This is a genomic window from Frankia sp. CoWAU3, from assembly GCF_977971855.1.
Genome location: NZ_CDWWXB010000036.1, coordinates 9,271 through 21,517 on the forward strand (window position 1 = coordinate 9,271; position 12,247 = coordinate 21,517).

9 protein-coding genes and 2 pseudogenes are annotated in these 12,247 nt (G+C 71.1%); 8 read left to right on the forward strand and 3 right to left on the reverse strand.

Annotated features, from left to right (window positions below; all coding sequences use genetic code 11):
- The 8 genes and pseudogenes from AC08ON_RS05895 to AC08ON_RS05930 all read left to right on the forward strand — a co-directional run.
- Positions 1–210, forward strand: a pseudogene (locus AC08ON_RS05895) (nuclease-related domain-containing protein); the annotation flags it as partial.
- 318 nt (positions 211–528) lie between these two features.
- Positions 529–2,358, forward strand: a complete 1,830-nt coding sequence (gene dnaK, locus AC08ON_RS05900) for a molecular chaperone DnaK (RefSeq protein ID WP_476606828.1) — start codon at positions 529–531, stop codon at positions 2,356–2,358.
- On the forward strand, positions 2,355–3,170 hold the full coding sequence (gene grpE, locus AC08ON_RS05905) for a nucleotide exchange factor GrpE (RefSeq protein ID WP_476606827.1): 816 nt from the start codon (positions 2,355–2,357) through the stop codon (positions 3,168–3,170). Before dnaK ends, grpE begins: the two co-directional genes overlap by 4 nt.
- Before the next feature lie 102 nt (positions 3,171–3,272).
- Entirely contained in the window at positions 3,273–4,463 is a 1,191-nt protein-coding gene (gene dnaJ / locus AC08ON_RS05910) for a molecular chaperone DnaJ (protein WP_476606826.1), read from the forward strand.
- The gene (locus AC08ON_RS05915) at positions 4,460–5,065 is read left to right on the forward strand and encodes a heat shock protein transcriptional repressor HspR (protein WP_476606825.1); all 606 of its coding nucleotides are present in this window, start codon (positions 4,460–4,462) and stop codon (positions 5,063–5,065) included. Before dnaJ ends, AC08ON_RS05915 begins: the two co-directional genes overlap by 4 nt.
- Positions 5,066–5,200: 135 nt before the next feature.
- Entirely contained in the window at positions 5,201–7,810 is a 2,610-nt protein-coding gene (clpB, locus tag AC08ON_RS05920; protein ID WP_476606824.1) for an ATP-dependent chaperone ClpB, read from the forward strand.
- Positions 7,811–7,926: 116 nt separating this feature from the next.
- Positions 7,927–8,412: a PH domain-containing protein gene (locus AC08ON_RS05925; protein WP_476606823.1), complete on the forward strand. Its 486-nt coding sequence runs from the start codon at positions 7,927–7,929 to the stop codon at positions 8,410–8,412.
- Positions 8,409–9,758 carry a PH domain-containing protein gene (locus AC08ON_RS05930; RefSeq protein ID WP_476606822.1) on the forward strand — a complete coding sequence of 450 codons (1,350 nt, stop codon included), beginning with the start codon at positions 8,409–8,411 and terminating at the stop codon, positions 9,756–9,758. The genes AC08ON_RS05925 and AC08ON_RS05930 overlap by 4 nt, the downstream gene beginning before the upstream one ends.
- A 15-nt stretch (positions 9,759–9,773) precedes the next feature.
- Here AC08ON_RS05930 and AC08ON_RS05935 read toward each other — a convergent pair whose 3' ends face one another.
- From AC08ON_RS05935 to AC08ON_RS05945, 3 genes and pseudogenes are all read right to left on the reverse strand, one after another.
- Positions 9,774–10,871 carry an SMODS domain-containing nucleotidyltransferase gene (locus AC08ON_RS05935; RefSeq protein ID WP_476606821.1) on the reverse strand — a complete coding sequence of 366 codons (1,098 nt, stop codon included), beginning with the start codon at positions 10,869–10,871 and terminating at the stop codon, positions 9,774–9,776.
- 438 nt (positions 10,872–11,309) lie between these two features.
- The gene (locus AC08ON_RS05940) at positions 11,310–11,909 is read right to left on the reverse strand and encodes a GNAT family N-acetyltransferase (protein ID WP_476606820.1); all 600 of its coding nucleotides are present in this window, start codon (positions 11,907–11,909) and stop codon (positions 11,310–11,312) included.
- Positions 11,902–12,247: pseudogene (locus AC08ON_RS05945) on the reverse strand (NAD-dependent epimerase/dehydratase family protein); the annotation flags it as partial. The gene AC08ON_RS05940 and the pseudogene AC08ON_RS05945, both read right to left, overlap by 8 nt.

Sequence of the window (12,247 nt, forward strand, 5' to 3'; positions counted from 1 at the left end):
GGCGAGCCGGACGGTCCGTCGGCTGCCGGCATGGGGCCGGTTCCCCGGCTCGGATCACGCGCGGGCGGACGGCCGCGCCCGGGGGCCCGCCGCGGGCGCATCCTGGCCGCCGTCCGACCGCCCCGGGAGACGACGGACCCCGACGCCGGCCAGGCCCCCGGCGACGGTGCCGCGGGTGGCTCGGCCCCGCAGCCACCCGCCGGAAGCTGACGCTCTCCCGTTCCACCTCCCATTCCACGCCCTGCCGGCTCCTCCCGCAGGCTCCCCTTCCGGTCCCGCCCGGCGACGCTGGCGGGAATTTCCCGGCCGTACATAAAGTTGAGCGTGCCAGGCTCACTTCTGTCGGGTTATGATGGGAGCCGTCATCATGAGTCAGAGCGACTCAATACACCGACCTGGCTTAACGTTGGCGGAACCGAGACTTCCCGGAGTGATCCTCAAGCCTCGGTTCACCGACAGGTTCCATCCCCACGAGGTCGGTGCGCCCGTCTGATCGGCGCCACCGACATGATCGAAAGGCACACAGACATGGCACGAGCGGTCGGTATCGACCTCGGCACCACGAACTCCGTCGTGAGCGTGCTCGAGGGCGGCGAACCCACGGTGATCGCCAACGCCGAGGGCTCCCGGACGACCCCGTCGGTCGTGGCTTTCGCGAAGAACGGCGAGGTCCTGGTCGGCGAGGTCGCCAAGCGTCAGGCGGTGACGAACGTCGAGCGCACCATCCGGTCGGTCAAACGCCACATGGGCACCGACTGGAAGATGAAGGTCGACGCGAAGGATCTCACGCCCCAGGAGATCAGCGCGTTCATCCTGCAGAAGCTGAAGCGGGACGCCGAGTCCTACCTCGGTGAGACGGTTACGGACGCGGTCATCACCGTCCCGGCGTACTTCGACGACGCCCAGCGTCAGGCCACCACCGAGGCGGGCACGATCGCCGGGCTCAACGTCCTGCGGATTGTCAACGAGCCGACCGCTGCGGCCCTCGCCTACGGGTTGGACAAGGGCGAGAAGGAGCAGACCATCCTGGTCTTCGACCTCGGTGGCGGCACCTTCGACGTCTCCCTGCTGGAGATCGGCGACGGTGTCGTCGAGGTGAAGTCCACCTCCGGTGACACCCACCTCGGTGGTGACGACTGGGATCAGCGCATCACCGACCACCTGATCAAGACCTTCAACGGCCAGCACGGGGTCGACCTCGGCAAGGACAAGATGGCCCTGCAGCGGCTGCGGGAGGCCGCCGAGAAGGCGAAGATCGAGCTTTCGCAGTCCACCCAGACCGCGATCAACCTGCCCTACATCACCGCGTCGGCCGAGGGTCCCCTGCACCTCGACGTCTCGCTGTCGCGCGCCGAGTTCCAGCGGATGACCTCCGACCTCATCGACCGCTGCAGGCACCCCTTCCAGCAGGCGGTGAAGGACGCGGGGATCAAGGTCAGCGACATTGACCACGTCGTCCTCGTCGGTGGTTCCACCCGGATGCCCGCCGTCGTCGAGCTGGTCCGCGAGCTGACCGGGGGCAAGGAACCGAACAAGGGCGTCAACCCGGACGAGGTCGTCGCCGTCGGCGCCTCGCTGCAGGCCGGCGTGCTCAAGGGCGAAGTCAAGGACGTCCTGCTCCTCGACGTCACCCCGCTCTCACTCGGCATCGAGACGAAGGGGGGGATCATGACCAAGCTCATCGAGCGCAACACCACGATCCCCACCAAGCGCTCGGAGATCTTCACCACCGCCGAGGACAGCCAGCCCTCCGTGCAGATCCAGGTCTTCCAGGGCGAGCGCGAGATGGCCGCCTACAACAAGAAGCTCGGCATGTTCGAGCTGACCGGCCTGCCGCCCGCCCCGCGGGGTATGCCCCAGATCGAGGTCACCTTCGACATCGATGCGAACGGCATCGTGCACGTGTCCGCGAAGGACCTGGGCACCGGCAAGGAGCAGTCGATGACCATCACCGGCGGCTCGGCGCTGCCGAAGGACGACATCGACCGCATGGTCCGCGACGCCGAGCAGTACGCCGAGGAGGACCGCAGGCGCCGGGAGGAGGCCGAGACCCGCAACAAGGCCGAGACGCTCGTCTACTCGACCGAGCGGTTCCTCGCCGAGAACGGCGAAAAGATCGACGCCGCGGTGAAGAGCGACGTGAAGGAGAAGCTCGGCACGCTGCGGGGCGCCGTCGCCGGCACCGACACGGCGGCGATCCGCGAGGCGGCCGACGCGCTGGCCGCGGCGAGCCAGGCGATGGGCCAGGCCATGTACGCGCAGGCCGCCCAGGAGGGCGCGGGTGCCTCTGGCGGCGCCGGAGCAGCCGACGATGACGTGGTCGACGCGGAGATCGTGGATGAGGAGGACAAGAAGTGACCTCAGGCCAGGCCGCGGACTGGTGGGGTTCGTCTCGGCCCGACGGCCGGGACGAGGCCGAAGAGCCCCCGGTGGTGGTGCGGGACCGGCGCCGGATCGATCCGGAGAGCGGCGAGGTCCGGCCGGAGGCGGCCGCGCCTCCCGGCCCGACGGCCACGGAGGTTCCACCCGCCGGAGTCCCGGTGGGTGAGGGTGACGGTGAGCTCGTGGCGTCGCTGCGCCAGCAGGTCACCGAGCGGACCGCGGACCTGCAGCGCCTGAAGGCCGAGTTCGACAACTACCGTCGGCGGGTCGAGCGAGACCGTCAGCAGATCGGCGAGCAGGCGACGGCGAAGCTGCTGGCGAGTCTGCTGTCGACCCTCGACGACATCGGCCGGGCTCGTGACCACGGCGATCTGGAAGGCCCGTTCAAGGCGATCGCGGAGGCCCTGGAGGCGGCCCTGGAGGCGACCGGGCTGGAGCGCTACGGGGCGAAGGGCGACGAGTTCGACCCGTCGGTCCACGAGGCCCTGATGCACGCCTACCGGTCGGACGTGAGCGGGCCGACCTGCGTGGACGTCTTCCGGGCGGGTTACCTGCACGCGGGCAAGGTGTTGCGGCCCGCGCAGGTGTCGGTCGCGGAACCGTCGGGCGAGGTGGACGAGATCGTCGATCAGCCGGTCGGGGCGGAGGGCGTCGCCGGGCCCGGCGAGGTGCCGGGGAGCGGCCCGGGCCAGGCAGGCGGACCGCCGGATCGGCCGACATCGGTCCCCGATGACACGGGCAGTGTGCCCGGCCCGGACAACGGCGGGCCCACTGTCAGCGCCGGCTGAAAAGGGGAGCCAGGTCCGTCCGGCCGTCCGCGAGCCGGGGTCTGACGGACCCGGCGGGCCACCGCCTCGCGCGGACGACATCATGAGGGAAGGAGGGGCGCCGTGAGTGTTCGCGACATGGTCGAGAAGGACTATTACGCCGCTCTCGGCGTTCCAAAGGACGCCTCGGCGACCGACATCAAGAAGGCGTACCGCGGGCTGGCCCGTGAGCTGCACCCCGACAAGAACCCGGGGGACGCCAAGGCCGAGGCGCGCTTCAAGGAGGTCTCCGAGGCCTACGACGTTCTCTCGGACGAGAGCCGTCGACGGGAGTACGACGAGGCCCGCGCGCTGTTCGCGGCCGGCGGTCGTCCCGGCGGCGGCTTCGGCGGGCCTGGCCGAGCCGGGGGTTACGGCGGGTTCGGCGCGCCCGGCACGGGCTACGGCAGCGGGCCGAACCTCAACCTCGACGACCTTCTCGGTGGGGCGAACGGCGGCCTCGGCGGCGTCTTCGACAACCTGTTCCAGCGGTCGTCACCCGGACGCGGTCCGCGTCGGGGTGCCGACATCGAGGCCGAGGTCACGATCCCCTTCGAGAAGTCGCTGACCGGTCTGGAGGCGTCGGTCCGGCTTCCCGGGGCCGCGACCTGTACCACCTGTACCGGCAGCGGGGCGCGTCCCGGCACGACGCCGCGCACCTGCCCGACCTGCCGTGGGCTAGGTGTGGTCTCCCGCTCCCAGGGTGGCTTCGCGCTCTCCGAGCCCTGCCGCGACTGCCTGGGCAAGGGCACCCTGATCGACCATCCCTGCCCGGACTGCCGGGGCACCGGCCGGCGTGAGCGTGAGCAGCGCATCCGCATCCCACCCGGGGTGAGCGACGGACAGCGGCTGCGGGTCCGGGGGCGTGGTATACCCGGCGAACGGGGCGGACCGGCCGGCGACCTCGAGGTGACGGTGCACGTGCTGCGCCATCCGGTGTTCGAGCGGGAGGGGAACAACCTGGCGATTACTCTCCCCGTGACGATCACCGAGGCCGCGCTCGGCGCGTCGATACGGGTGCCGACCCTGGACGGTACTCCGCTCACGATGAAGGTGCCGGCGGGGACCTCCAGCGGTCGACGCCTGCGGGCCCGCGGGCGGGGTGTCCCCACAGCCGGAGGCGGGAACGGGGACCTCATCGTCACCCTCGAGGTGACGGTACCGAAGCCGAGTGATCTCTCGCCACGGGCACGTACGGCGTTGCTGGAGTTCGCCCAGGCCCATCCCGAGGACCCACGGGCGCCGTTGATGGAACGGATGGAGGCAGGCGGATGACCGGGCGGCCGAACCGCACATCCGACCCGCCGCCCGCCCGGCGCGGGCGAGCGACGGGAGCAGGGCGAACAATGGGGGCAGGGCGAACAGGGGAACGGCAGCTCCAGCGGGGGCCGGCGACGTCCCCCACCGAGGTTCGACCGGACACCGAGGTTCGACCGGAGGGCTACTACCCCGCCGGCCCGCTGCCGGGTCCGGCCCACGACGAGGACGCACCGGTCTACGTCATCTCGATCGCCGCGCAGCTCGCCGGGATGCATCCCCAGACCCTGCGGTCCTACGACCGGCTCGGGCTGGTCACGCCTGGGCGCACGGCCGGGCGGGGGCGTCGTTACTCCGCCCGGGATGTGGCGTTGCTGCGCGAGGTGCAGCGACTGTCCCAGGAGGAAGGCGTCAACCTGGAGGGGGTCAAGCAGATCCTCCGGTTGAGCGCCCAGGTGATGGCACTGCAGGCGCAGGTGCGTCAGCTCACCGAGGAGCTCGCCCGGTCCCGCGCCGACGCGGACCGCGCGGTGGCCGAGGCGCATGCCAGTCACCGGCGCGACCTCGTCCCGGTGGATCGCGGCGCGCTCGTGATCTGGCGGCCGCTGCCCCGCCGCTGACCGGCCGGGGCGGAGCCGGCGAACGGATGCGGGAGGTTTGTCGCGGCGCGCCCACAGGGTTGAGTGGGAACGACTCAGGTATGCTGAGCGTTGAAAAAGCGACGGTGCACGCCATCCGACCATCTGGGATCCGCCATGAACGCTGAACGCCTCACCGCCCGGTCGCAGGAGGCACTCTCCGCAGCGATCAGTCGAGCCACCGCCGACGGGTCACCCCTTGTCGACCCCCTCCACCTGCTCAACGCCCTGCTCGAAGCATCCGACGGGGTCGGCGCGGCGCTGCTGGCGTCCGCGGGCACCTCGGTCGACACGGTGCGCTCCCGAGCCGAGGCCGCGGTGACGCGGCTGCCCCGCGCGACGGGCCTGAGCGTGTCCCCGCCGCAGCTTTCCCGCCAGCTCATCGCGGTGCTGAACAACGCCGAGCGGCAGGCCGGTCAGCTGGGTGACGAATACACTTCGGTCGAGCATCTGGTCGTGGCGCTCGCCGAGGAGGGGGGCGAGGCCGGGCGGATCCTCACCTCCGCCGGCGCCACGCCCGACGCGCTGCGCGGCGCCTTCGAGAAGGTGCGCGGCGGCGCCCGGCGGGTGACCAGCCGGGACCCGGAGGGCTCCTACCGCGCGTTGGAGAAGTACTCCATCGACCTCACCGAGCGTGCGCAGCAGGGCAAGCTGGACCCGGTGATCGGCCGCGACGCCGAGATTCGCCGCGTCATCCAGGTGCTGTCGCGGCGGACGAAGAACAACCCGGTCCTCATCGGCGAGCCCGGGGTCGGCAAGACGGCCATCGTCGAAGGGCTCGCGCTGCGGGTCGTCGCGGGTGACGTGCCCGAGTCGCTGCGCGGCCGGCGCATCGTCTCGCTCGACCTCGGTTCGATGGTTGCCGGCTCCAAGCTGCGCGGCGAGTTCGAGGAGCGGCTGACCTCCGTCCTCAACGAGATCCGCGAGGCCGAGGGTCAGATCATCACCTTCATCGACGAGCTGCACACCGTCGTCGGCGCCGGTGCGGCGGAAGGAGCGATAGACGCCGGCAACATGCTCAAGCCGATGCTCGCCCGCGGCGAGCTGCGCATGATCGGCGTCACCACCCTGGAGGAGTACCGCACCCGGATCGAGAAGGACCCGGCGCTGGAGCGTCGCTTCCAGCCGGTCCTCGTCGGCGAACCGACGGTCGAGGACACCATCGGCATCCTGCGCGGGCTCAAGGAACGCTACGAGGTGCACCACGGCGTGCGCATCACCGACACCGCGCTGGTCGCCGCGGCCACCCTGTCCGACCGCTACGTCACCGCGCGCTTCCTGCCGGACAAGGCGATCGACCTGGTCGACGAGGCCGCGTCCCGGCTTCGCATGGAGATCGACAGCCGGCCGGTGGCAATCGACGAACTCGAACGCGCCGTGCGCCGCCTGGAAATCGAGGACATGGCGCTGTCCAAGGAGAACGACGAGGCCTCCCGCGAGCGGCGGGGGCGCCTGCAGCGCGAGCTCGCCGACCGGCGTGAGGAGCTGTCGAGCCTGACGGCCCGCTGGCACCGGGAGAAGGATTCGATCTCCGAGGTTCAGAAGATCAAGGAGGAGTTGGAGAATGCGCGGCGCGCCGTGGAGCTCGCCGAGCGCGACCTCGACCTCGCCAAGGCCGGGGAGCTGCGGTACGGCACCATCCCGACGTTGGAGAAGCGGCTGTCGGCGGCAACCGACGCGCTGGCCGGCGCGGACTCCCCCGGTGGGGCGATGCTCAACGAGGAGGTCGGCCCGGACGACGTCGCCGAGGTCGTCGCCGCCTGGACCGGGATCCCGGCCGGTCGCCTCCTCGAAGGCGAGACGGCGAAGCTGCTGCGTATGGAGTCCGCGCTGCACGCGCGGGTCATCGGCCAGGACGACGCGGTGCGGGCCGTCTCCGACGCGGTCCGCCGGGCCAGGGCCGGGATCGCCGACCCGGACCGGCCGACCGGCTCCTTTCTCTTCCTCGGGCCCACCGGAGTCGGGAAGACCGAGCTCGCGAAGGCGCTCGCCGATTTCCTCTTCGACGACGAGCGGGCGATCGTGCGCATCGACATGAGCGAGTACGCCGAGAAGCACTCGGTGGCCCGTCTGATCGGCGCCCCACCCGGGTACGTCGGGTTCGAGTCCGGCGGTCAGCTCACCGAGGCGATCCGCCGCCGGCCATACAGTGTCATCCTGTTGGACGAGGTCGAGAAGGCCCATCCGGACGTCTTTGACGTCCTGCTGCAGGTTCTCGACGACGGGCGGCTCACCGACGGCCAGGGCCGCACGGTGGACTTCCGCAACACGATCCTCATCCTGACCTCGAACCTCGGGTCGCAGTTCATCGCGGACCCCACGCTCAGCCCGCAGGTGCGCCGCGAGTCGGTGATGGTCGCCGTGCGCGACGCCTTCAAGCCGGAGTTCCTCAACCGCCTCGACGACGTCCTCGTCTTCGACCAGCTGGGCCGGGACGAGCTGACCCGCATCGTCGATCTCCAGCTCGATCGGCTGCGGGCCCGGCTGCTCGACCGGAGGATCACCCTCAACGTCACCGACGCCGCCAAGGGATGGCTCTCCGACGTCGGCTACGACCCGGTGTTCGGGGCCCGTCCGCTGCGGCGTCTGGTCCAGACGGCGATCGGCGACCAGCTCGCCAAGGAACTGCTCGGCGGGCAGATCCGGGACGGCGACGAGGTGCTCGTCAACACCGCGCCGGACCGCTCGGGTCTGACGGTCAAGGCCGCCACCGTCAAGTCCCTCTGACGGGCCTCCCGGCGAATCGCCGCAGACCGGACGAGGACCATCGTGGGGACGGCACGCCGCCGGTTCCTCGACCGATTCGGGCCGGACGTAGCGGATGTGCGACTTATCGTTGCGGAATGCACGACGCTCTTCTGCCGGATCCCGCGCAGTGGCGGGTCCTGCCACCGGGCCTACGGCGGCTTCGACGGGCGCTCCTGATCATAGGAGCCGTCCCGGTGGTGGCGCTCACCCTGCTGATAACGGCGGCGTTCGGCGGCTGGCCCTGGATACTGATCACGGTGGCGCCGATCCTCGTGACGGGCTGGCTCTGGCGCTCGATCGGTCTCCGCTGGCAGGCCTGGCGCTATGCCGAGCGGGAGGACGATCTCCTGATCAGCCGCGGGGTGCTGACGCGTCGCCTGATCGTGGTGCCGTATGGCCGGATGCAGCTCGTCGACGTCACCGCCGGACCACTGGCGCGCCGCTTCGGCATCGCCAAGGTGCAGCTGCACACCGCGGCCGCGGACAGCGATGCCACCATCCCCGGCTTGGCCCCGGACGAGGCCGCGCGGCTACGTGACGCGCTCACCGAACGCGGTGAAGCCCGGTCGGCCGGGCTGTGACGATCGAGCGGGGGTCCACCACCGGCGAAGCGCCGGCTCGGGCGACACGCCCTGGCCAGGACGGGTTTCACCGGCTGCATCCGCTCACCCCGTTCCTGCGCGGCTGGGTAATCGTCGCGGCGTTCGTGGCGACGGTCGGCAGAAACCTCGCCGACGACGTCACGCCCCGCATCATCGGTCTCACCCTGATCTTCCTGATTCCCGCCGCCGGCACCTACGGATACTGCGCCTGGCGATTCACCCGCTACCGGGTCGAACGCGACAATCTTCGGCTCGATACCGGGCTCTTGGTCCGACGGACCCGCCATGTCCGGCTGGATCGGTTACAGTCGGTGGACATCGCTCAGCCACTTCTCGCCCGGGTCACGGGGCTCGCCATCCTCCGGATCGATCTCGCCGGTAGGGAACGCTCCGAACTGGACACCGACTCCGGGTCCGACCTGCGGTACCTGTCGGTGGGTCACGCCCAGCGGCTGCGGGCCGAACTGCTGGCCACCGCCGCGGGACTCACGCCGGACGTGGGCGAGGCACCGCAGCGCCCACTCGCCGAGGTGCCACCACGGCGGTTGGTGGCCGCGATCGCGCTGTCCCCCGCGCCGTGGGTGGCGTTGTTCGGCGCGGCCGCGATCGCCACGCCCGCCCTGCTGACCGGTACCCTCACCGGCGCCCTCGGCGCCGTTCCGATGCTCGGCAGCCTCTGGCACACGACGTTTCGCCGGTTCGCGGCCGGCTACCCCTACACCGTCTCCGAGTCACCCGACGGGCTGCGCATCAACAGCGGCCTGCTCAACCGCACCCACGCCACGGTCCCGCCGGGACGGGTCCAGGCGATCAGCATCGGCGAACCGGCGCTGTGGCGCTGGTCGGGCTGGGTGACGGTCCGGATGAACGTGGCCGGCGGCGGGCCCTCCGTGCTGCTACCGGTGGCTCGCCGGGCGGATGCGCTGGCCCTGATCGGCCGGCTACTGCCCGGAGTGGACGTCGCGGCGGTGGCGATGATCCGGCCGCCACGCCGGGCCGCCTGGCTCGCCCCGCTCCACTGGCGGCGGCTGTCCTGCGGAGCGGACGACACGGTCTTCGTCGTACGCCGGGGAATCGTCCGGCGGCACACCGATCTCATCCCCCACGGTAAGGTGCAGAGCATCCGAATCGTGCAGAATCCGCTGGCCAGACTGCTACGGCTGGCCGACATGCACCTCGATACCACCGGCGGCCCGGTGACGGTGCGCGCCGGCCTGCGCGACGCCGACGAGGCGGTCTCGCTCGCCGCCGCACAGGCCGAACGATCCCGGATCGGTCGGCGCCACGCCGTACCGGACCGCTGGATGAGCCGGGGCGCCGGGTAAACGAAGCCCCCGCCCTCAGCCGAACGTGGGGAACTCCGGCCCGAAGAGGGAACCCCACAGATTCACGGCCTCCTCGTGATCGCCGGCCTGTTCCGCGTCCACCGCCTTCGCCGAGTAGATCCGGGCGAGCCGGACACTCTCGGCCAACGCCTCGATGTCCTCGGCGCGTAGGTACGACGACAGGTCCCCGCCGACGTCGGCCGGGTCGGCCACGGTGAGGCCGACATCGTCCAGGTGCCGGAAGACCTCGGCGAGCCCCTGCCGGGTGTTGAGCCCGCGACCGGCGAGGACCTGCCCGGCGAGCGCCTCGATGTAGAAGGAGCGCAGGTGGCTGCCGCGCACCCGGTTCCACGCCTTGAGCAGGCGGACCGCCGAGATCACCCGGGGGCCGAGGTCCGCCGTCCAGCTCGTGTGCCGCTCCGGCCGGGTCGGCAGCCAGCCACCGACCCGATCGGGTATGACGTATCCGGCACGCGGATGATCGAAGGCCGGCACCAGATGGACGTCCGGAGAGGCGTCGTAGACGATGCGCAGCGCCTGGCCGCGGCTACCGATCGTCTGGATTCGATCTCCGCCGATGGCGTTGCGCACGCAGAGCAGCAGGTCGCGAGAGTCCCAGCGGAAACGCTTCCAGGCGCTGTTGGCCGCCGAGAAGACCGCGAAGATGTCCACCTCGTCGAGCGGACGGATCATGGTGTCCCGACCCGCCGAGCCGATCGTGGCGACCCCGACCAGCGGCAGCGCGCAACGAGGCGGGAAGATCGCGCGCAGCGCCCGCTCCGCCTCGTCGCGGCGAGCCGCGACGACGGCACGGTCCTCGGCACCGAGACGGATCAGGTCGTCGAGTTTCGCGAAGGCACGCGCCGTGGTGCCGACCAGCAGCGGGCCCGTCAACGGACCCGTCAACGGACCCGTTGTCGGGTTGATCGGCGACGTCGAGCCGACCGCGGCAGGCTCGGCGCGGGGGCCTCCCTCGGAGGGGAACAGAGCGTTGAGCGTCCCCGGCGCCGACTCCTTCGGCCGACGCCAGTCCGGCGGAATGATCAAATGATCGTACGTGACCTCGCTCGGCCGGACTCCGGCCGGTGTTCCCCGAGGGGTATCCACACTCATGGTGCTGACCTCCCAGGCGCAGGTGGCGCCGGACCGTTCGGGCTCCCCTCCCCGGGCACGCGACGGCCCTCCCACGGACCTCCACGGACGCCCCGCCCAGCTTCGGCCCGTCGGCCATTGGTCGCGACATCGCCTTACATGGTGCCCCAGGGCATCACAGTCTGAACAGGGGGCTGTCTGCGCGGCGTGTTCACCACTCTCCTCGTGACGACGAAAAAATGAGCCGGGAGCTGTCACCCAGCCGACAACACAGCATGGTAACGGTAGCGTCACAATGACCTTCCACCACACCGCGAAAGGCGGCTGGACATGGGTTTTGCCCGTTCGGGCCGGATGATGGCCGAATCCGGACGGTACCGGAACGGTCGGCGGTGGCTCGCGACGTCAGGCCCAGGCGAAGCCCGACGCCCGATAACGTTGCGTGACAAACCTCAATGGTCAACTTGGCGGCGGACGCAGCCAGATCCGCCACCAATCGGCGACCAACACACTCGTTGGCACGAACGAGGTCGCCTGCGCGAGACGCTTCCCCACGCTGTCCCCGCGCCGGATCCGCGTCTCCACCAGAGCGCCGCGGTATTCGAACCATCCCGCGACCGCGCGGATCGCCTCGGTGGCGTAGCCGCTGCGCCGGCAGCCGAGCACAATCGACACCCCGACCACCACCCGCCGGCCGTGGGTCTCCGCCGCGAGCAGGCCCACCGCCGCCGATCCTGGATGGCGACCCGGATGGCGACCCGGCTGGCGACGCAGCACCCAGGTCAGGACCATGTGGCCGGCGCTCGCCCGACGGCGTAGTTCGCGCCGCAGCGCCCCCACCGGATCGTCGGGATCGGGCGCCCCCGCGGCAGGATCGGTCCCGACGATTCCGCCGAAGGGGCCGGATCCGTCACCGGAGGCGCCACGCGTGCCTGATCGCGGGGGGATGACCGTGAACGCCAGCGAGGGCGCGAGCTCCTCGGCGACGTATCCCGCGTTCCAAATGGTGAGCGGGAGTGCGAGTAGTCGGGAGGTGGTGAGTGTAGGGCCCTCACCCACGACGGGACGGCTCCCGGACCCCGAGCAGACCCCGTTCCCGGAGCCAGGACTCGGTGCGGTTCATGCCCTCGGGCAGCCGCACGGCCGGCGACCATCCCGTCCGGGCCCGGATCTTCTCGATGGAGAGGCCCGCGTCGCGGGTCAGGGCGCGCACGGTGAGCGGACCGAGGTCCACCCGGGTGCGGGGATCGACTCCGGCCACCAGACGGGCACCGACACCGCGGATCAGGCCCGGTCCCCGCCGCGACGTCGCCGAGTTCACCGGAACGGCCGGGGCCGCCGAGCCCGCCGGCCGCACCGAGGTCGTCGAGACCGCCGGGGCCGGGTGGGTGGGGAGG